Origin of the sequence: Flavobacterium sp. MDT1-60 (assembly GCF_014844035.1) — a bacterium.
In the GTDB taxonomy this organism is placed as follows: Bacteria; Bacteroidota; Bacteroidia; order Flavobacteriales; family Flavobacteriaceae; genus Flavobacterium.
On record NZ_CP062159.1, the window covers coordinates 5,521,054 to 5,541,947 of the forward strand.

17 protein-coding genes are annotated in these 20,894 nt (G+C 34.2%); 13 read left to right on the plus strand and 4 right to left on the minus strand.

The genetic code is table 11. The features are described from left to right. The first annotated feature begins 3 nt into the window (after window positions 1-3). The 7 genes from porV (at window position 4) to IHE43_RS23255 (ending at window position 8,306) form a co-directional block, all read left to right on the plus strand. Window positions 4-1,206 (plus strand): type IX secretion system outer membrane channel protein PorV, encoded by a 1,203-nt coding sequence (gene porV / locus IHE43_RS23225; protein WP_192186081.1) that lies wholly within the window; start codon window positions 4-6, stop codon window positions 1,204-1,206. Between the two features lie 76 nt (window positions 1,207-1,282). Further along, window positions 1,283-1,765, plus strand: coding sequence for a cytidine deaminase (gene cdd, locus IHE43_RS23230; RefSeq protein WP_192186082.1), 483 nt, complete (start codon window positions 1,283-1,285; stop codon window positions 1,763-1,765). Between the two features lie 157 nt (window positions 1,766-1,922). After that, window positions 1,923-2,921 carry a pyruvate dehydrogenase (acetyl-transferring) E1 component subunit alpha gene (gene pdhA / locus IHE43_RS23235; protein ID WP_192186083.1) on the plus strand — a complete coding sequence of 333 codons (999 nt, stop codon included), beginning with the start codon at window positions 1,923-1,925 and terminating at the stop codon, window positions 2,919-2,921. A 6-nt stretch (window positions 2,922-2,927) separates the two neighbouring features. After that, window positions 2,928-4,574: a dihydrolipoamide acetyltransferase family protein gene (locus tag IHE43_RS23240; protein ID WP_192186084.1), complete on the plus strand. Its 1,647-nt coding sequence runs from the start codon at window positions 2,928-2,930 to the stop codon at window positions 4,572-4,574. A gap of 123 nt (window positions 4,575-4,697) precedes the next feature. Continuing rightward, entirely contained in the window at window positions 4,698-6,548 is a 1,851-nt protein-coding gene (locus IHE43_RS23245) for a hydrolase/aminopeptidase (RefSeq protein ID WP_192186085.1), read from the plus strand. Window positions 6,549-6,799: 251 nt separating this feature from the next. After that, complete coding sequence (locus IHE43_RS23250; protein ID WP_192186086.1) at window positions 6,800-7,351, plus strand: carboxymuconolactone decarboxylase family protein; 552 nt, start codon at window positions 6,800-6,802, stop codon at window positions 7,349-7,351. Window positions 7,352-7,427: 76 nt separating this feature from the next. Beyond that, window positions 7,428-8,306, plus strand: a complete 879-nt coding sequence (locus IHE43_RS23255) for a helix-turn-helix domain-containing protein (RefSeq protein ID WP_192186087.1) — start codon at window positions 7,428-7,430, stop codon at window positions 8,304-8,306. On the opposite strand, the gene IHE43_RS23260 is transcribed toward IHE43_RS23255, so the two are convergent. Continuing rightward, entirely contained in the window at window positions 8,303-9,547 is a 1,245-nt protein-coding gene (locus tag IHE43_RS23260) for a glycosyltransferase family 4 protein (RefSeq protein WP_192186088.1), read from the minus strand. The two genes, IHE43_RS23255 and IHE43_RS23260, sit on opposite strands and share 4 nt — an antisense overlap. Before the next feature lie 114 nt (window positions 9,548-9,661). Between IHE43_RS23260 and IHE43_RS23265 the strand changes: the two genes are divergently transcribed. From IHE43_RS23265 to IHE43_RS23280, 4 genes are all read left to right on the plus strand, one after another. Beyond that, entirely contained in the window at window positions 9,662-10,243 is a 582-nt protein-coding gene (locus IHE43_RS23265; protein WP_026983805.1) for a tRNA-(ms[2]io[6]A)-hydroxylase, read from the plus strand. Between the two features lie 49 nt (window positions 10,244-10,292). After that, window positions 10,293-13,052: an AsmA family protein gene (locus IHE43_RS23270; protein ID WP_192186089.1), complete on the plus strand. Its 2,760-nt coding sequence runs from the start codon at window positions 10,293-10,295 to the stop codon at window positions 13,050-13,052. 173 nt (window positions 13,053-13,225) lie between these two features. Then, window positions 13,226-14,038 carry an AraC family transcriptional regulator gene (locus IHE43_RS23275; RefSeq protein WP_192186090.1) on the plus strand — a complete coding sequence of 271 codons (813 nt, stop codon included), beginning with the start codon at window positions 13,226-13,228 and terminating at the stop codon, window positions 14,036-14,038. 75 nt (window positions 14,039-14,113) lie between these two features. After that, on the plus strand, window positions 14,114-15,781 hold the full coding sequence (locus IHE43_RS23280; RefSeq protein ID WP_192186091.1) for a serine hydrolase: 1,668 nt from the start codon (window positions 14,114-14,116) through the stop codon (window positions 15,779-15,781). 109 nt (window positions 15,782-15,890) lie between these two features. Here IHE43_RS23280 and rpmA read toward each other — a convergent pair whose 3' ends face one another. Then, entirely contained in the window at window positions 15,891-16,151 is a 261-nt protein-coding gene (gene rpmA, locus IHE43_RS23285) for a 50S ribosomal protein L27 (RefSeq protein ID WP_017497241.1), read from the minus strand. A gap of 24 nt (window positions 16,152-16,175) precedes the next feature. Then, window positions 16,176-16,619, minus strand: a complete 444-nt coding sequence (rplU, locus tag IHE43_RS23290; RefSeq protein WP_192186092.1) for a 50S ribosomal protein L21 — start codon at window positions 16,617-16,619, stop codon at window positions 16,176-16,178. 273 nt (window positions 16,620-16,892) lie between these two features. On the opposite strand from rplU, the gene IHE43_RS23295 reads away from it, so the two are divergent. Then, window positions 16,893-18,215 carry a pitrilysin family protein gene (locus tag IHE43_RS23295; protein ID WP_192186093.1) on the plus strand — a complete coding sequence of 441 codons (1,323 nt, stop codon included), beginning with the start codon at window positions 16,893-16,895 and terminating at the stop codon, window positions 18,213-18,215. Window positions 18,216-18,227: 12 nt separating this feature from the next. Beyond that, entirely contained in the window at window positions 18,228-20,276 is a 2,049-nt protein-coding gene (locus IHE43_RS23300; RefSeq protein ID WP_192186094.1) for a pitrilysin family protein, read from the plus strand. A gap of 233 nt (window positions 20,277-20,509) precedes the next feature. Here the strand turns inward: IHE43_RS23300 and IHE43_RS23305 are convergent, their stop codons facing one another. Beyond that, on the minus strand, window positions 20,510-20,743 hold the full coding sequence (locus IHE43_RS23305; RefSeq protein WP_192186095.1) for a hypothetical protein: 234 nt from the start codon (window positions 20,741-20,743) through the stop codon (window positions 20,510-20,512). Between the last annotated feature and the right edge of the window lie 151 nt (window positions 20,744-20,894).

The window sequence follows — 20,894 nt, forward strand, 5'->3', positions numbered from 1 at the left end:
TAAATGAAAAAAATATCACTTTTATTACTTTGTTTTTTAATTGTTGCAAACGTTAAAGCCCAAGATCGACCTATTACAACAGGAGTTCCATTTTTATTAGTAGCCGCTGATGCTAGAGCAGCAGGTTTGGCAGATCAGGGTGTAGCAACTTCCGCTGACGCTTATTCTCAACAATGGAATCCTGCGAAATATGCTTTTGCGCTAGACAAGCAAGGTCTCTCAATTAGTTACACACCTTATTTAACAGATTTAGCCAATGATATTTCACTTGGTCAACTAACCTATTATAATAGGATTAACGAAAAAAGTGCCTTTGCAGGAAGCTTTCGTTATTTTGGCTTTGGAGATATCGAACTAAGAACAACAGGAGATCCTAATGAAGCTGCAAGGATAGTATCACCAAACGAATTTGCTTTAGATGGCTCTTACTCTCTAAAACTTAGCGAAAAATTTTCTATGGCCGTTGCGGGAAGATATATTCGTTCCAATCTAAAAATAGCTTCAGAAGATATTGATGCTTCTGCGGCTAGCTCTTTTGCTGTAGATGTTGCCGGATTTTATCAATCAGAAGAAATTGCATACTCAGATTTCAACGGTAGATGGAGAGGTGGTTTTAACATTCAAAATTTAGGACCAAAAATCAGTTATGACAATGATGATTTGAGTGCTAACTTTTTACCAGCTAATTTACGTTTAGGTGGTGGTTTCGATTTTATATTAGATGATTATAATAAAGTTGGTGTTAGTGTTGAATTTGCCAAATTATTAGTACCTACTCCTCCGGGACCTGGAACACCAGTCGATGCAAACGGAGATGGAGATTTTACAGATCCGGGAGACATCTCACAGGAACAAGCCAACACTATCAATTACAACAACTACAATGATATAGGTTGGGTTGAAGGAATTTTTAAATCATTTGGAGATGCTCCGGATGGCTTTAGCGAAGAATTAAAAGAAATCACTTATAGCGTAGCCGGAGAATATATGTATCAGGACTCATTTGCTGTAAGAGCAGGTTATTTCCATGAAAGCCCACAAAAAGGGGCAAGACAATTTTTCTCTTTAGGCGCTGGTTTCAAATATAATATCGTAAAAATCGATGTCTCTTATTTATTCTCAACTTCAAAAGTTAAAAATCCGTTAGAAAATACACTTCGTTTTTCTTTAACGTTTAACTTTGGCGACAAATACGAAGAATATTAAAAAGACAAAATAAAAAAACAATAACAATCCAAATTTCTATTTTTTAGGAATTTGGATTTTTTTTCCCATAAAAATAATGAAAGAAATAAGCGTTACATCATCATTTATAGTATATGATAATTTAAAAGAACTTTCAGCTGAAATTCAGGATTTAATGAATCAGGCTGTTGAAATTCGCAAAAAAGCATACGCCCCTTATTCTCAGTTTAGAGTTGGTGCAGCATTACTTTTAGACAATGGAAAAATAGTTTTAGGCTCAAATCAGGAAAATGCAGCTTACCCTTCAGGTTTATGTGCTGAACGTGTAGCCATTTTTTATGCCGGCAGCGTTTATCCGGAAGCTAAAATCTTAAAAATGGCCATTACAGCAGCTTCAGATACGAATAAAACTACAGCTCCAATTCCACCATGTGGCTCTTGCCGACAATCAATCGCAGAATACGAAATCAAGCAGGAGACCCCTATAGAAATCTATTTCATGGGTGAAATAGGCGAAGTTTACCAATCAGCATCCCTAAAAAATTTGCTTCCTTTTATGTTTGATAAAAAGTTCTTGTAAAAAAAAGCCAAAAAGTAGCGTTTAAATTTTAGTTCTTAAATGTAATGTCTTATTTTTGCATCCCGACCTTTCGGGCGCAAATTTGTGGGAGGAAACTATTTTGCGTTATAGGCAACAATTGATAACACAAACAACTTTAGCAAAAGAAAGAATTCAGATGAAAGAAGTTACAAAAGAAGTATATTTAAAGTGGTACGAAGACATGCTGCTTTGGAGAAAGTTTGAAGACAAACTTGCAGCATTATACATTCAACAAAAAGTTAGAGGTTTTCTACACTTATATAATGGTCAGGAAGCTGTATTAGCAGGTGCTTTGCACGCTATGGATTTGACCAAAGATAAAATGATTACTGCTTACAGAAACCACGTACAGCCAATTGGTATGGGCGTTGATCCTCGACGTGTAATGGCTGAGCTTTTAGGAAAAGCAACAGGAACCTCTAAAGGTATGGGAGGTTCTATGCACATTTTCTCTAAAGAACACCGTTTTTACGGAGGACACGGAATCGTAGGTGGACAAATTCCGGTAGGAGCTGGTTTAGCTTTTGCTGATAAATATTTTGAAACTGGCGGTGTTACCATGACTTACTTTGGTGATGGAGCTGCAAGACAAGGTTCATTACACGAAGCTTTTAACATGGCTATGCTATGGAAACTACCAGTTGTATTTATCGTTGAAAACAACGGTTATGCAATGGGAACTTCTGTTGAAAGAACTGCAAATCACACTGACATCTGGAAACTTGGTTTAGGATATGAAATGCCTTGCGGACCAGTTGATGGAATGAATCCTGTAAAAGTTGCTGAAGCAATGACTGAAGCAATTGAAAGAGCTCGTCGCGGAGACGGACCAACTTTCCTTGAAATGAAAACGTACCGTTACAGAGGACACTCTATGTCTGATGCACAATTATACCGTTCTAAAGAAGAGGTTGAAGAGTACAAAAAAATTGACCCTATTACACAAGTTTTAGATGTAATTATGGATCAAAAATATGCTACAGAAGAAGAAATTGAAGCAATTGATCAAAGAGTGAAAGACTTGGTTGAAGAATGTGTGAAATTCGCTGAAGAATCTCCATATCCTGAATTACAACAATTATACGATGTAGTATACGCACAAGAAGACTATCCATTTACACCTCATAAACTATAATATATTATGGCGATAAAAGTAACAATGCCTCGTTTGAGCGATACTATGACGGAAGGAACGGTAGCGACTTGGTTAAAAAAAGTAGGCGACAAAATCAGTGAAGGAGATATCCTTGCTGAAATTGAAACAGACAAAGCAACAATGGAGTTCGAATCTTTTAACGAAGGAACTCTTTTACATATTGGAATTCAGGCTGGAGAAACTGCTCCTGTTGATTCATTATTAGCAATTATTGGAAACGAAGGAGAAGACATTTCAGCTTTATTGGCTGGTGGTGATGCACCTGCTGCCGAAGCTCCAAAAGCAGAAGCTGCTCCTGCTGCTGAAGTAAAAACAGAAACTGCTGCTCCTGCAAAAGCTGCTGCTGTATTACCTAAAGGTGTTGTAGTTGTAACTATGCCTCGTTTGAGTGATACAATGACAGAAGGAACAGTTGCAACCTGGTTGAAAAAAGTAGGTGATGCTGTTGCTGAAGGCGATATTTTAGCTGAAATTGAAACAGACAAAGCTACAATGGAGTTTGAGTCTTTCAATGAAGGAACATTATTATACATTGGAATTCAGGAAGGAAATACAGCTCCTGTTGATAGCTTATTAGCAATCATTGGACCTGCCGGAACTGATATTTCCGGAATTGCTGAAAACTATACTGCCGGAGGTGCTGCAACTGCAAGTGCTCCTGCAACTGAAGAAAAAGCTGCCCCTGCTGCTGAAAAAGCAACTGAAGCAACTGCTGATACTTCATCAAACGGAGGAAGAATCTTAGCTTCACCATTAGCTAAGAAAATTGCTTCTGACAAAGGAATCCAATTAACTCAGGTTAAAGGATCTGGAGAAAACGGACGTATCGTTAAAAGCGATATTGAAAACTTTACTCCATCTGCACAAACTCAGCCTGCTGCAACTTCTGCTGCTAAACCGCAAGAAGCCACTGCTCCTGCTGCTCCAAAAGTATTTGTTCCTGCCGGAGAAGTTTTCACAGAAGAGATCAAAAACTCTCAAATGCGTAAAATTATCGCAAAACGTCTTGCTGAATCATTATTTACTGCACCTCACTACAACTTAGTGATCGAAGTAAGTATGGACGAAGCAATGGGCGCAAGAGCGACAATCAATACTGTTCCTGATACAAAAGTATCTTTCAACGATATGGTAATTAAAGCTTGTGCTTTAGCCTTGAAAAAACATCCAAAAATTAACTCTCAATGGAAAGAAGATGCTATCATCATCAACCACCACGTTAATATTGGAGTCGCCGTAGCTGTTGAAGACGGATTAGTAGTTCCTGTATTGAAATTTACAGATGCTATGAGTTTATCTCAAATTGGTGCTTCAGTAAGAGATCTTGCAGGAAGAGCTAAAAACAAAAAATTAGGACCACAAGAAATGGAAGGAAGTACTTTTACAGTATCTAACCTTGGAATGTTTGGTATCACTGAATTCAATTCAATTATCAACCAACCAAACTCTGCTATCCTTTCTGTAGGTGCTATTGTTGAGAAACCAGTAGTTAAAAACGGTCAGATTGTAGTTGGAAACACAATGATGTTATCATTAGCTTGTGACCACAGAACAATTGACGGTGCAACTGGCGCTCAGTTCTTACAAACATTAAAACAATACATCGAAAGCCCAGTTACAATGTTGGCATAACTCTTTGTCAACCTGAGCGTCCCGAGGCTTCGGGAGAAGGTAATTTATATTTAAATCCCGTTTTGTTTACGCAAAACGGGATTTTTTATTTAATTTCATCCTCAAAATTCAATACTTCATAAAATGAAAAAACTAATGCTTGTAACTTTATTTCTGACAGCAATTGCCTGCCAGAAAAAAGATCAAACCGAAAAACCAGCAGTTGTTACAGACGAACATACTTTCTCTAAACCAGAACTTGCTGTAGTAAAACATTTAGATCTCGACATCAAAGTTGATTTTGGCACACAGACTATTTCAGGAAAAGCTTCCTGGAAAATTGATAATGTAAGCAAAGGAAATGAAATTATCTTCGACGAGAATACTCTTAACATTACCAAAGTAACTTTAGGAGACGAAGAAAAAGAAACCAAATTTGAACTTGGAAAGGAAGTTGAATTCCACGGAAAACCACTTCACATTACAATTGAGCCAAACACAACTAAAGTAAATATCTATTATAGCACAACCAAAGATGCTATTGCACTCCAGTGGTTGAATCCACAACAAACTGCGGATAAAAAGAAACCTTTTTTATTCTCTCAGGGAGAAAGCATTTGGTCACGCACATGGATTCCATGTCAGGATTCTCCGGGAATCCGTTTTACTTATAATGCAAAAGTTACGGTTCCTAAAGATTTAATGGCTGTAATGAGCGCTTCAGTAAATCCGCAGAAAAAGAATGATATCGGCGTTTATACTTTTAAACAAGACAAAGCAATTCCGTCTTATTTAATGGCAATTGCTGTTGGAGATATTGAATTCAAATCAATTGACAATAGAACTGGTGTTTACGCGGAACCTTCTTTAATAAATAAAGCAGCCTGGGAATTTGCTGAACTAGGAAAAATGGTTCATGCTGCTGAAAAACTTTACGGTCCATACCGTTGGGGACGCTATGATGTCTTGGTTTTACCTCCAAGTTTTCCTTATGGCGGAATGGAAAATCCAAACCTGACTTTCTTAACTCCTGGCGTTATCGCAGGCGATCGTTCATTGACAAGTTTATTGGCTCATGAACTAGGCCATAGTTGGAGTGGAAACTTAGTTACCAATGCAACCTGGGATGATATTTGGTTAAATGAAGGATTCACAACTTATGTTGAACACAGAATTGGAGAAGAAATTTTCGGCAAAAAAGAAGCTGAAATGCAGGATGTTTTAACTCGTAAAGATTTGGACGATAATATCGCTGAATATGGGACAACAAATCCAGATACAAGATTAAAAGTAAGTCTTACAAACAGAAACCCGGATGATGGCATTAGTCAAATTCCTTATGTAAAAGGATACAACTTCTTAAAAGTACTTGAACAAGCTGTTGGACGTGAAAAATTCGATCCATTTATTAAAAATTATTTTGATGCACATGCTTTTCAATCTATTACAACAGAAGACTTTGTAAAATATCTAAAAGAAAATCTTATTAAAGATGACAAAGCTCTGGCTGATAAAATCAAATTAGATGATTGGATTTATAAACCGGGAGTTCCGTCAAATATTACTGCTGTTTCTTCTGAAGATTTTACAGCAATAGATAATATCCAGAAAAACTGGAGAACAACCGGCATTAAAGGATTGAGTCAAAAAATAAAATCAACTACAGAAAAACAGCATTTTATAGATTACTTACCAGCGGATATTACTGCTGAAGAAATGACTTCAATTGATAATGAATTCAGTTTTACTAAAAATGGAAACTTCGTTATTAAACGTCAATGGTTCATTCAGGCAATACGTCATCAGTATAAAACGGCTTATCCTGCAATCGAGCAGTTTATGATTGCAACAAGCAGAACGGGTTCATTGATGTCACTTTATAAAGAATTGGTAAAAACTCCTGAAGGAAAAGTTTGGGCAAAACAGATGTTTGACAAGGCAAAATCCGGATATCATGCCACAACTGTACAAGCAGTTGAAGGCGTTTTAAAATAGTCTTCAGTCGCAGTCTCAGTTTTTAAGATTACAGCTTAACGTTTATTCCCACTGAGACTGAAAACTGAGACTGAGACTAAAAAAAAATCCTCGATTACGATATGTAATCGGGGATTTTTTTGTTTTAAATGACTGAGGGAAAATTATCCATCACATAGCGTTAATTCTCCATGTTCTAAAATCTGTAATCGTCGCACCTTTGTAGTGTCAAAAGACAACAAATAAATAATAACATAAAAAAATTAAATAAAATGACACGATTAACAGCATTAAACCCAGAAGAAGTAACAGGAAAAACAAAAGATTTATTCAACGCTGTACAAGCTAAACTAGGAGTTGTTCCAAACATGATGAGAACAATGGGAAATTCTCCGGCAGTACTGGAAGGCTATTTAAACTTAAGCGGTGCTTTGAGTCACGGAAAATTAAGCGCAAGAACCGGCGAATTATTAGCCTTAACAATTTCAGAAAAAAATTCTTGTGATTATTGCGTAGCAGCTCACACTTTCATTGGAGGAAAATTATTAAAAACTGATCCACAAGTTTTACAAGATGCAAGAACAGGAGATTCAGCCGATGCAAAAACTGATGCAATTTTAAAATTCGCTAAAACATTAGTAAGTAAAAATGGTTTAGTAAGCAACGAAGATGTAGATGCAGTAAAAAATGCAGGAGTTTCAGATGCTGAAATTGCAGAAACTGTTGCTCACGTTGCTTTGAATGTTTTAACCAACTATTTCAACAACACAGCCAACACTGAAATTGATTTCCCTGCAGTTCCAAGTTTAGAACTACAAAACTAATTCAGCAAAAAGCAATTTATAAAGATAGTTGTGAATTCATTCATGACTATCTTTATATTTTTAAATGTCAAAGATTATGAGCAATCAAAATGTTTTTACACTAATAAATCCACAAACTGGTAATCTGGCTTTCAAAATACTTCCATTTGATGACAACAGTCATTTTGATCATTTGCAGCGTAATAATTTTTTCTCTTTAATATGGGTAACGAAAGGAAAAGGAAAGGTAAAAGCAGATTTTGCAGAACATTATTTTCAAGAAAACTCACTCCTCGCCTTCTCGCCTTACCAACCTTTTATGCTTTGCGTAAGCGAACCAATTGAAGGAATTGCGATTCATTTTCATCCAGATTTTTACTGCATTCATACGCATCAAAAAGAGGTTTCCTGTAGCGGCGTTTTATTTAATAATGTTTATCAGCCTCCATTTGTCAAAATTACTGAGGAAGCTTCTGTTACTTTTAAAATGGTTTTGGATCAGATGAAAAATGAAATTCAAAACACTGACCTGGCGCAATATGAATCTTTGGTTTCTTATTTGAAAATCTTTTTAATAACAGCTTCAAGATTAAAAAATCAGCAACTGGAAGAAATGAAATCAATTCCGAATTCTAAAGAACCTTTTATTCTTCAGAATCTAAAAGACGCTATTGAAGACAATTTCAAAACCAAACATTCTGCCGGTAATTATGCTGACATGTTAAATATTTCGGCGAAAGCCTTAGCCAAATTATCCAAAAATTATTTCAATAAAACCCTGACCGATTTAATTGCGGAAAGAATCATCATTGAAGCCAAAAGAGAATTATACATGACCAATAAAACGGTAAAAGAAATCGCTTACGAATTAGGTTATGATGACGAACATTATTTCAGCCGGTTTTTTAAAACCAACGCCGATGTTTCGCCTCAATTGTATCGCGAAACGGTTGGTTTCGGAAAAATGGCAGGCTAATTTTTGTTTTTAGCTTCGATCCATTTGGCCATGTATTTGGTGCTTTTTAAAGTATGGTGCTGCAACAAACTTCCCATAAAATTTTGAAGACGATGGCTTTCAGAATCATTCAACAACGAATTGATTTTTGTTATTAAAGCAGTCGAGTATTTACTTAACTGATAACATTCATTGACGATTGCAACTCCATTTTTTTGAGATTGTTTCCACAAATTTTCATCATGATATAATGCAACTGCTTTTTTAGCAAATGTTTCAATATCATCTGTAATAAAACCATTCCAGGGTAAATTCGCATACATCGCCTCAGAACCAATTGTTGTGGTCATACTTGGCGTACCGCATTGCATGGCTTCCAATAATTTTCCTTTTAAACCTGCTCCAAAACGAATTGGTGCCAAAACAACTCTGGCATTTTTTACCACTTCATTTGCATCTACTGCCCTTCCCTTAATAAAAAAACTATTTTTTGATTGATGTAATTGCAATACTTTTTGCGATGGATAAGCGCCATACACTTCTAAAACGGCTTCTGGAAATTGATTTTTAATCAAAGGCCAAATGGATTCTTTTAAATATTGAACGGTATTCCAGTTGGGTTCATGAAGAAAATTTCCGATAAAAACAAAATTTTTGCGTTCCTCAAATAAAGGCAATTTCAAAAGATCCAGATCAGACATCTCGTAAACCAAAAATGGCAAATAATATAGTACATCCGAATCAATTTTAAACACCTCTTTCAAAACATTCATTTCAAATTCAGAAATAATAAAAGACAAATCGCATCTTAAAATACTGGCAATTTCACGTTTTGCTACTTCTTCTGATAATAAATCATTTAACTCAAAAGTTCGGTTTTCTCTAAATGCTTTTTGCCTTGCAACGCGCAAACAATGTAAATCTTCAGTATCTAATAATCGAATTGCTTTTGGACAATTTTCAGCCACACGCCAGCCAAACTGCTCTTCAATCATAAACCGATCAAACAAAACAACATCCGGATTGAGATCCCTTATAAAATCATCAAAACTGGAATTATTTAATTCGATTGATTTTTTCTCCACTCCAAATTCAGATAAATCGACCATAAAATCGCTGTCTAAAGCCGGACTTGCAAATGTAATTTCAAATCCATTTTCTTTGAAAATAGAAATCAATTGCATCATTCTTCCACCAGCCGCAGACGAATTTGGTTCGGGCCAAACAAAACCAATAATTAAAAGTTTTTTTATCTGATTCATTTTAATTGTTTCAAGTTACAAAATAATACTATTTTGCGCGGATTTGCACCATATTTACTGACTTTTGGTCATAAAAAAACACTAATTTTGCAAAATACTTTTTTCTATAAAATTATGTTAGGATTAAAATTAGCCACAGACCCTCGTTGGGTAAATATAGTCGAATCAAACATCGAAGAAATTCTGACGGATCATGCCTGGTGTGAGCAAAAAGCGGCTTCAAACGCCATCAGTTTAGTTACTTATAACTCTGAACTAGAGGAATTAGTAACCGAAATGCTTGTTATTGCCAGAGAAGAACTTGAACATTTGCAAATGGTTCATGACCTTATTAAGAAAAGAGGACTCACTCTGGGACGTGAAAGAAAAGATCATTATGTAAATGAACTTTTTAAATTCATGAAGAAAGATGGAAGCCGAAAAGACGCACTTTGCGATCGTTTATTATTTTCGGCAATGATTGAGGCTCGAAGCTGTGAGCGTTTTAAAGTACTTTCTGAAAATATAAAAGATGAAGAATTAGCAAAATTCTACCGTGATTTGATGATTTCTGAAGCCGGACATTATACCACTTTTTTAGGATTTGCAAGAAAGTATGCTGATAATGTTGATGTTGACAAGCGTTGGAAAGAATGGATTGAATATGAAGGTTCGATTATTACGAATTACGGAAAAAACGAAACTGTTCACGGATAAATTATTTTCTTATCCGAATCTTATCTATATCTAAATACTACAATTTGTTATGACTACAAGCAAGACAAAGTCCATTTTATTAAAAATCGCTAAGTATTTAGGAATAACCTTCGCCGTTATTTTAGGATTGCTTTTCTTGACACCAATTATTTTTGCCGACACAATTAAAGAGCAAATTAAAAAAACTGCCAACGAAAAACTGAGTGCAGAACTGAACTATTCGGATGTTTCTGTTTCATTTTTTCATCATTTTCCGTCGTTGACTTTAACTTTAAGCGACCTAAATCTTAACGGATCAGCTCCATATAAAAACGAAAAATTTATCACCGCAAAAGAGGTTTCTTTCGGAATAAATGTTGCCAGTTTAGTTTTTAGTAAAACGGTAAAAATTGACCAGATATACTTATCAGATTCCTTTATTAATGTAAAAGTAAATGCGAAAGGAGAAGCAAACTACAATGTTTACAAATCTTCGTCTCAAACTACCAATCCAAAAGACAGCACCGAGACAGCTTTAAAACTGGAGCAAATTGAAATTCTGAATAGTAAAATCATTTATGATGACCAATCTACAAAAGTTCATTTTGACGCCTTTGGATTTAATTACAAAGGAAAAGGAAATTTAGACAAGGCCGTTTTTGATTTATATTCTGTTGCTAAAATTGAAAAACTAAATATAGTTTACGAAGGCGAACCTTATTTAATGAATAAAAAGATTGACGCTGATTTAATTACCAAAGTAAATGTCAATTCCTTATCCTTTTTCTTTCAACAGAATAACTTAAAAATCAATCAACTTTTGGTTGATTTTAAAGGAAAGTTTGACTTTTTGAAAGACGGTTATAACATGGATTTTGTTATAAAATCGGACAACAGCAATCTGAAAGATGTTTTTACAGCTTTTCCTCCAAAATATGTAACCTGGCTTTCTAAAACCGAAATAAAAGGAAACACAAACTTGCTTTTTACTCTAAAAGGAGATTATATTGCTTCTCAAAACATAGCTCCAGATCTTAATTTAGACATTAAAATAGACAGTGGCTTTGTGAATTATAATAAAAGTGCTTTTCCGGTTTCTAACCTGAACCTGGATATAAAAACTAAAGTTCCATCCTTAAATCCGGATCTTTTAATTGTTGATGCTAAAAATTTATCTTTAAACATAAATAAGGATTACCTAAAATCTAAATTTTATGTAAAAGGTGCGAATACTCCGGATATTAATGGAGATTTTAAAGCCCGAATTGATCTGGAAAAACTAACCAAAGCTCTTGGAATTCCTGATTTAGAGCTAAAAGGAAGTTTAGTTGGCGATGTAAAAACAAATGGAAAATTTGATCAAAAAAACAAACTATTTCCCATTACACGCGGAATTATTGATTTGGAAAATGGCTATATAAAAACCAAATATTATCCAAATCCAATCAGCAATATTATTGTAAAATCAAAAATAGAAAATCAAAAAGGAACTTTTGATGGTTTAAAAATTAGCCTAAAACCTGCTCAATTTACTTTTGAAGGAAAACCTGTCTTTGTTGAAGCCGATTTAAGCAATTTTGATGATTTGACTTATGATATCAAAGCAAAAGGAGAATTGGATGTCAACAAAATCTATAAAGTTTTCTCTCAAAAAGGACTTGATTTAGACGGTTTTGTAAAAGCTGATTTAGTTTTGAAAGGCAAACAAAGCGATGCCGAAAAAGGAAATTACAGCAAACTATACAACAAAGGAACACTTGAACTAAGAAATATTGGAATTACATCTGAATATCTTCCGAAGAAATTCATTATTAAAGAAGGTGTTTTCAAAATCAATCAGGATAAAATGTCGTTCAATAACTTTTTAGCTTCATATGGCCAATCTGATTTTAAAATGAATGGATATCTGCAAAATGTTTTTAACTACGCAACAACTAATACGAGCGTTTTAAAAGGTTCTTTCAATACAACTTCTCGATATATTAACGTTGATGAGTTTATGTCGAATACAACTGCTGACGCTTCTGTGACAAAAACTCCTGCATCAAAGACAGAGACAAAACCAACCGAAGCAAAAGGAACTGGCGTTATCATTATTCCAACAAATCTGAATTTGCAATTTACAGCGAACGCTCAAAAAGTAAATTTTGACAAACTTAATCTTCAAAACGCAGTTGGAAATTTAAGCATGAATAAAGGGAAATTGACAATGAAGAATACTGGTTTCAATTTAATTGGTTGCAATGTAGTTATGAATGCCAATTATCAAGCCGTCACTCCTCAAAAAGCAAATTTCGACTACAACATTAAAGCTTCTGATTTTGACATTAAAAGAGCGTATAACGAAATTGAAGTTTTTAGAAAAATGGCCAGTGCTGCCGAAAAAGCACAAGGAATTGTTTCTTTAGATTATCAATTAAAAGGTCGTTTAAACGGAAATATGAAACCCGTTTACCCATCTTTAATTGGCGGCGGAACACTTTCTGTAAAAGATGTAAAAGTTAGAGGATTAAAAATGTTCAATGCCGTTAGTAAAGAAACAAGTTCTGACGCCATGAAAAACCCTGATCTTTCGAAAGTAGACATTAAAACTACTATCAAAAATAACATCATGACAGTAGAGCGTTTTAAATTTAAGTTTGCAGGCTTCAGACCAAGAATTGAAGGCACAACAAGTTTAGACGGAAAATTGAACTTAAAAATGCGATTAGGACTTCCTCCGCTAGGAATCTTCGGAATTCCGCTTACTGTTACCGGAACGCAGGATAATCCAAAAATAAAAGTGGGACGAAAATCTCAGGATTTGGAAGAAACGAAAGATACGGAGTAATAGAAATTCCAATAATAAAATTCCAAATTCCAATCTCTGACTTTTTGGAATAAGAAAATTATACAAATTAAAACACTAGAAACCTGTTTATTATGAGCAGGTTTTTTATTTTATTATAAATTATATTTATAGCTTTGATTTTCAAATCAAAAATCGACAGGCAAACTATAATCATGAAACATTCCAAAAAGGGAGAATTTTACGGTCAGACTAACAAAACGATTTCGCTTGACGGAATAACGTTGACAGATACCGTTTATACACATCCTAAAGTAGACTGGCATTATCATGAACATGCTTATTTCACATTTATCCTTCAGGGAAATGTTATAGAAGGTAATAAAAAAGAAGTTTACAATTGCAGCCCGGGGAGTTTGCTTTTTCACAATTGGCAGGAAGCTCATTACAATATTAAACCAGATGGTTTTACGAGAGGTTTTCATCTTGAAATTGAAAAACAATGGTTTGATGATTTGACTCTGAATAGTGACAATCTGCAAGGAAGTGCTACTATTCACAATCCGGACATTAAACTTTTGATGTATCAAATTTTCAGAGCAACTAAAATTGATGATTCCCAGTCTGATCTTTCTACTCAAACTTTATTGATTGAAATACTATCAAAATTAAATGGTGATTCTCAGTCAATTTTACATAAAAATCCAAAATGGGTTTTAATGATTGATGAAATTCTTCATGATCAATTCACTGAAACGATCACACTCGATTATTTGTCTAAACTGCTAAACATACATCCCATTCATCTTTCAAGAGATTTTTCTAAATATTTTCATTGCAATTTAGGCGAATATATTCGCAAACTAAAAGTAGAAAAAGCATTGTCCTTAATTGCATTGCAAAACAAATCTCTAACGGAAATTGCCTATGAATGTGGATTTTCCGACCAAAGTCACCTGACCAGATCTTTCAGGGAAATAAACGGTTTAAATCCTTCCGAACATAAAAAATTACTTTTCAAAAAATAAGACAGATGTTAATTCTGTACAATTTTCTGAATTTACCCTGACGTAGTTTTGCATTTTAACTCTTATAAAAATCACATGGTAAAACGAATCCTTTTAGCATCAATACTATTTTTAACCAGTATTATTTCGGCACAAAATAATGATCTGATTAAAACTGATGGAATCACAACTGAGTTGCACAAAAACAATATCGGCAAGATTACTTTTATGAATGGAAATATTCCTTTAAATCAATATAAGGAATCTGATTTTCTGAAATCTTTCGAACTAACTCGTAAATCAGATTTAAACATCAGGGTTTTTATGAATAATTCTGTTATAAATTATCTGCATCAATTAAATCCTCATTTATCCGCAGAAAAGCTTCTGCAAACAGGAAACCTTCAATTTTCGTTTTATATTGATGATAAGTTTATCTATAAAGAAAACATTAATTACGGCTGCAATTTTGGATCAGGAGACAACAAAAATACTTCAACAACATTTAGAGTTCCTCTTACCAGTTCAAAAGGAGAAGACTGGTGGGCGATGTATATGTGGGACAGATTTAAACTTAATGGCGGAGAAAAAGCTTTGACTGAGGGCATACATAAACTCAAAATCGAAATTCGGCCTTATCTTAAAAATGACAAAAATGATGCTATTAAAACTGGAGATCTAATAGCAAAAGGAGAAATTCAGCTGATTCTAAAAACGCCTAAACTAACAGCCGAACAAATCGCAGTTCAACCTATACTGCCAAACAGCGATTGGGAAATCTCCAATTTTCCTTTTGACAAAAAAAAGATTGAGAAGCTTAATACTGATATTGCAAATTATAGTTTGAAAGAGATAACAAGTGTCGTTGTCATTTATGATAAAAAATTATTGTTGGAAGAGTATTTTAATGATACCGACAGAAATAGCTTGCATGACACCCGATCAGCAGGGAAATCTTTTGCATCAACATTAATGGGAATTGCTATAAACGATGGTTATATCAAAAACGAAAATCAAACCTTAAACAAGTTTTATAATTTAAAGGAATTTATAAATTATGATGTTAAAAAAGACAGCGTTAAAATAAGAGATTTACTTACAATGAGTTCAGCATTTGATGGTTCTGATAAAAATAGTGATTCTCCCGGAAACGAAGAGAATATGTATCCTACAGACAATTGGGTAAAATTTACTTTAGATTTACCTGTGGATAAATCTAAAACCAATGGTAACAAATGGGATTATTTTACAGCCGGCGTAGTTTTATTAGGCGACATTCTAAATAAATCTGTTCCTGAAGGATTAGAAAATTATGCTGATAAAAAGCTTTTTAAACCACTAAACATAACAAATTATAAATGGCAATACACACCGCAAAAAGTACCAAATACAGCAGGTAGTCTACAAATGACCTCACTTGATTATGCTAAATATGCTCAATTATATAAAAATAATGGCATGTGGAATGATAAACAAATTATTTCGACTGACTGGGTTCAAAAAACTCTAAAACATCAGATTCAAATCCCGGAAAGAGAAAATCAATTTTATGGTTATTTGTTTTGGAATAAGGCTTTTTCTTTTGAAGACAAAAATTATGAAACCTATTATTGTGCCGGAAATGGAGGAAACGAATTTATAATTTTCAAAGATCTTCCTCTGGTCATCATTATCACTTCAAAAGCTTACAACAAACCTTACGGACATCCTCAAGCAGATAAAATAGTACTTGATTATATATTGCCTTCGATAATAAAAGAATAAATTTTACCGTTTATTAGTTTATATACACCGATAATCAAATTTCAATTTTATAGAAAAACAAAAAACCCGCTCTTTTCAGAACGGGTTTTATAATAAGTAGTCTTAATGATTATGCTTCGAATGGAAGAATAGATACATAAGATTTGTTATCTTTTTTCTTTTGGAACTTAACAACTCCAGCTACTCTTGCGTGTAGTGTGTGATCTTTACTGATGTAAACGTTCTCACCTGGATTATGTTTTGAACCTCTTTGTCTAACGATGATGTTCCCAGCAATAGCAGCTTGTCCACCAAAAATCTTAACGCCTAAACGTTTTGATTCTGATTCTCTACCATTCTTCGAACTACCGACACCTTTCTTGTGAGCCATGACGTATGAGTTTAAATATTGTTATTATTCTTTAGTAGCTTCTTTTTTTGCTTTTGGAGCTGCTGCTTTTTTTACTTTTGGAGCTGCTTCAACTTCAGTTGCCGGAGCATCTTCTGCTACAACCGCTTTTTTAGCTGCTGCTTTTTTAGTTCCGCCTGCTGCAGTAATACCTTCAATTACAATTTGAGTAAGATATTGTCTGTGACCATTTCTCTTTTTGTAACCTTTTCTTCTTTTCTTTTTGAAAACGATTACTTTATCTCCTTTTAAGTGTTGTAACACTTTAGCTTCTACTGAAGCACCTTCTATAGCTGGGGCGCCTAAAGTTACGTTTCCGTTATCGTCTAATAAAAGAACTTTGTCAAATGAAATACTTGAACCTTCTTCGTTAGTCAAACGGTTAACATAAACCTTTAAGTCTTTGCTTACTTTAAATTGTTGCCCTGCTATCTCTACGATTGCATACATACCAAATTGATTTATTGATTTTTAAGGTTGCAAATATACAATTAAAAATTTACTGTGCAATCTCTTATTCTAAAAATATTTATTTCGTCTTAAAGTCTGTTTTTCAAGGCGTTTTGACTTCAAAAAAAAGAGAATTAGGAGTAAAAGATTGTTAAAGTATCATCAAAATCAACACAGATTCCTAATACGTAACTAAAAAAACTTATTTTTGATGTAACTATAATCAACTCTTGGCTACCTATTTATTTAGGTAAATATAAATTATTAATCTCTATGAAAAATTCAATAATGATGTTAAGTGCTGCACTAATGCTCGGCGGAGTTGCTCATGCTCAAAAAGTAGCTTTTGAAGAATACAATTTAGATAATGGTATGCATGTGATTTTGCATAACGATCCTTCTGCTCCGGTTGTCATTACGTCGGTAATGTATCATGTTGGATCAAAAGACGAGCGTCCGGACCGAACAGGTTTTGCGCATTTCTTTGAACATTTATTATTTGAAGGAACTCAAAATATCAAACGTGGTGAGTGGATGAAAATTGTTACTGCAAATGGCGGAGTTAACAACGCCAATACTTCTGACGACAGAACCTATTATTATGAAGTTTTTCCATCAAACAGTTTAGAGTTGGGTTTATGGATGGAATCTGAAAGATTAATGCATCCAATTATCAATAAAATTGGTGTCGATACGCAAAATGAAGTTGTAAAAGAAGAGAAAAGAATGCGTTACGATAATCAGCCTTATGGAAACATTTTGCCTGTTGTAAAGGAAAACATGTTTAAAAATCACCCGTATCGATGGACCACCATCGGTTCTATGAAAGATTTAGATGCTGCAACTTTGGAAGAATTTCAGGCTTTCAATAAAAAATTCTACACCCCGAATAATGCGGTTTTAGTAGTTGCAGGAGATTTTGATAAAACCAAAACCAAAGAATGGATTCAAAAATATTTTGGACCAATTCCGAAAGGCGAAGTGGTTAAAAAACAAACTTTTGTTGAAGAACCCATTAATAAAACAATAAAAGCGACTTACGAGGATCCAAATATTCAGATTCCGATGGTGATTGCCTCTTACAGAACTCCATCAATGAAAACCAGAGATGCCAGGGTTTTAGATTTAATATCTTCCTATTTAAGTGATGGAAAAAGTTCAAAATTGTACAAAAAAATAGTTGATGATAAAAAAATGGCACTTCAAATTGGTGCTGTAGGCTTTAGCCAGGAAGATTACGGAATGTACATTTTATATGGTTTACCAATGGGAACGTATACCATGGCTGACATTTTAAAAGAAATGGATGAAGAAATTGTAAAAATCCAAACCGATTTGATTTCTGAAAAAGACTATGAAAAATTGCAAAATAAATTCGATAATAATTTTGTGAATGCAAATGCGACTGTAGAAGGAATTGCCGAAAATTTGGCTTCTTACTACTTACTTTATGGAGATGTAAATCTTATCAATACAGAAATTGATTTGTATCACTCTATAACAAGAGAAGAGATAAGAGAGGTTGCCAAGAAGTATCTAAATCCGAATCAACGTTTAGTTTTAGAATATGTTCCATCAACAAAAGTTCAAAATTAAGAGCATCGAATTATGAAAAAAATACATACAGTTTTAATCCTTTTATTCCTAACTGGAATTATGCAAGCACAAGATCGTCCACAACCAAAACCAGGCAATTCACCAGTAGTCAACATCAAAAAACCACAAACTTTTGTTTTGGCAAACGGCATGAAAGTTCTGGTGGTTGAAAATCATAAACTACCAAGAGTAAGTTTCAATCTTACTTTAGACAATGCTCCTTTTACTGAAGGAAGCAAAAAAGGTGTTGATGAATTAACCAGCAGTTTGATTGGAAACGGAACTAAAAAAACCACTAAAGAAGCTTTTAATGAGGAAATTGATTTTTACGGCGCTAACATCAATTTTACTTCTCAAGGTGCATACGCAAGTTCACTTTCAAAATATTCAGGACGTGTTTTAGAACTTTTGTCCGAAGGTGCTTTGCAGCCAAACTTCACACAAGCAGAATTTGATAAAGAAAAAGCAAAATTACTTGAAGGACTTAAAGCAGATGAAAAAAGTGTTCCGGCGATTGCCAATCGTGTCGTTGATGTTTTAGCTTTTGGAAAAAATCATCCTGCGGGAGAATATCTTTCTGAAGAAACGGTTAAAAACGTAACCCTGGCTGATGTTCAGGCAAACTATGCTACTTATTTCGTTCCCGAAAATGCTTATTTAGTTATTATTGGTGACATTAAATTTAAAGAAACAAAAGAGGCAGTTGAAAAACTTTTTGGTGGATGGAAAAAACAAAACGCTCCAAAAAACGCTTATCCGGATCCTGTGAATGTTTCTAAACTTCAAATTGATTTTGTTGATGTTCCGAATGCGGTTCAATCTGAAATTTCATTGGTAAATACGGTAAATTTAAGAATGAGTGATCCTGATTTTTTCCCGGCTGTAATTGCAAATCAAATTTTGGGTGGTGATTTCAATAGTTATTTAAACATGAATTTACGCGAAAAACACGCCTGGACTTACGGTGCAAGTTCAAGCATTGGAAGCGGAAAATATGTAACCAAATTCAAAGCCTCATCTGCTGTTAGAAATACCGTTACAGATAGTGCTGTGGTTCAATTTGTGGAAGAAATTAAAAGAATCAGAACTCAAAAAGTTTCTGAAGATGTATTAAAAAATGTAAAAGCCGGATATATTGGACGTTTTGTAATGCAGGTTGAAAAACCACAAGCAGTTGCGCGTTATGCATTGAACATCGAAACTGAAAAACTTCCGGCCGATTTCTACGAAAAATACATTCAGACCATAAATAAAGTTACTGCTGATGATATTTACCGCGTAGCTAACAAATATTTCCTTTTGGATAATATGCGAATTGTGATTGCCGGAAAAGGCTCCGACGTTATTCCTGGTTTAGAAAAACTTCAAATTCCGATTTTCTATTTTGACAAATATGGAAATTCAATTGAAAAACCAGTCATAAAAAAAGAAGCTCCAGCCGGAATTACTGCAAAAACAGTTTTTGAAAATTACCTTAAAGCCATTGGAGGAGAAAAAGCAGTTTCAGCCGTAAAAACATTGGCAATGAACGGAACAACCACTGTTCCACAAGCTCCAGGACCTTTGACTTTTACTTCTAAATTAGATTCAAAAGGAAAAATGATGGTTTCACTTGCAATGGGAACGATGACTTTAATGAAACAAGTGGTAAATGAAAAAGGTGCTTATATCGAACAGCAAGGACAACGCAAAAATCTTGAAGGCACCGATCTTGCCGAAATGAAAGCTAATGCCGCTCCATTTGAAGAATTACAACTAAGCAAAAGAACCGATTTAAAAGTAGATGCAATCGAACCAATTAACGGAAGCGATGCTTATGCTATTAAAGATGGGAAAACTACTTATTTCTATGATGTGAAATCAGGTTTAAAAGTAGCAGAATCTAAAGTTCGTGAACAAGGCGGGCAATCGTCAACTCAAATAACGAATTTCAATGATTATAAAGAAGTAAAAGGCGTAAAAGTTCCTTTTAATTTAATTCAGAATGTTGGTTTTGAATTAGACATCAAAATGACTGATATTAAGATTAATGAAGGAGTTTCTGACGTAGATTTTCTTTAGGAAGATTCAAAGATACATAGGTTCAAAGTAACAAAGGTTATGAGTTGCTGAGATACTAAGATTTTTAGAGGCTTTGTCAAAGTTAAAACTTTGACAAAGTTTTTTTTATGCAGTTTTTTGTCAGGCTGACCGAAGTCGAAGCCTCGTTCCAATTGGAGCACCCCTCGACTTCGCTCAGGGTGACATCTGCAAAACAAGAAAGGCTGTCAATTATGACAGCCTTTCTTGTTTAATCATTCAACATTTAAATAAGGATTTAGAATTTCTGCTAATTCATTCAACCAATAAAAGCCGTTTTCAAGATTTCTTTTATCAATCTCCAAGGTTTCACATTCTCGCATTAAGCTTAAAACAAGCATATAATTTACTTGCCGAATTGTTTTTGCCATAAACTTAGCATCGACAGATTTGTTGAAAAAATCTGCTAATCTTAATTCTGTTTCTTTTGAAAGGGTGTTTGTACTCATAATCTTAACTTTAGGGAATATAAAACCCGCATAGCTAAGGTGTCCTACGCTGTTAAGAAAGCGTTACGGTTGTTTCCAATACCGCCACCATACTACACGGGCAAATCTTTTTTCTGAGTTCATAATCTTAACTATTAGGATTCCAAAGATA

What these genes read in the sequence shown, in the direction of transcription:
- porV (WP_192186081.1), top strand. Translation starts at nt 4, where the DNA reads ATGAAAAAAATATCACTTTTATTACTTTGTTTTTTAATTGTTGCAAAC.
- cdd (WP_192186082.1), top strand. Translation starts at nt 1,283, where the DNA reads ATGAAAGAAATAAGCGTTACATCATCATTTATAGTATATGATAATTTA.
- pdhA (WP_192186083.1), top strand. Translation starts at nt 1,923, where the DNA reads ATGAAAGAAGTTACAAAAGAAGTATATTTAAAGTGGTACGAAGACATG.
- IHE43_RS23240 (WP_192186084.1), top strand. Translation starts at nt 2,928, where the DNA reads ATGGCGATAAAAGTAACAATGCCTCGTTTGAGCGATACTATGACGGAA.
- IHE43_RS23245 (WP_192186085.1), top strand. Translation starts at nt 4,698, where the DNA reads ATGAAAAAACTAATGCTTGTAACTTTATTTCTGACAGCAATTGCCTGC.
- IHE43_RS23250 (WP_192186086.1), top strand. Translation starts at nt 6,800, where the DNA reads ATGACACGATTAACAGCATTAAACCCAGAAGAAGTAACAGGAAAAACA.
- IHE43_RS23255 (WP_192186087.1), top strand. Translation starts at nt 7,428, where the DNA reads ATGAGCAATCAAAATGTTTTTACACTAATAAATCCACAAACTGGTAAT.
- IHE43_RS23260 (WP_192186088.1), bottom strand. Translation starts at nt 9,547, where the DNA reads ATGAATCAGATAAAAAAACTTTTAATTATTGGTTTTGTTTGGCCCGAA.
- IHE43_RS23265 (WP_026983805.1), top strand. Translation starts at nt 9,662, where the DNA reads ATGTTAGGATTAAAATTAGCCACAGACCCTCGTTGGGTAAATATAGTC.
- IHE43_RS23270 (WP_192186089.1), top strand. Translation starts at nt 10,293, where the DNA reads ATGACTACAAGCAAGACAAAGTCCATTTTATTAAAAATCGCTAAGTAT.
- IHE43_RS23275 (WP_192186090.1), top strand. Translation starts at nt 13,226, where the DNA reads ATGAAACATTCCAAAAAGGGAGAATTTTACGGTCAGACTAACAAAACG.
- IHE43_RS23280 (WP_192186091.1), top strand. Translation starts at nt 14,114, where the DNA reads ATGGTAAAACGAATCCTTTTAGCATCAATACTATTTTTAACCAGTATT.
- rpmA (WP_017497241.1), bottom strand. Translation starts at nt 16,151, where the DNA reads ATGGCTCACAAGAAAGGTGTCGGTAGTTCGAAGAATGGTAGAGAATCA.
- rplU (WP_192186092.1), bottom strand. Translation starts at nt 16,619, where the DNA reads ATGTATGCAATCGTAGAGATAGCAGGGCAACAATTTAAAGTAAGCAAA.
- IHE43_RS23295 (WP_192186093.1), top strand. Translation starts at nt 16,893, where the DNA reads ATGAAAAATTCAATAATGATGTTAAGTGCTGCACTAATGCTCGGCGGA.
- IHE43_RS23300 (WP_192186094.1), top strand. Translation starts at nt 18,228, where the DNA reads ATGAAAAAAATACATACAGTTTTAATCCTTTTATTCCTAACTGGAATT.
- IHE43_RS23305 (WP_192186095.1), bottom strand. Translation starts at nt 20,743, where the DNA reads ATGAGTACAAACACCCTTTCAAAAGAAACAGAATTAAGATTAGCAGAT.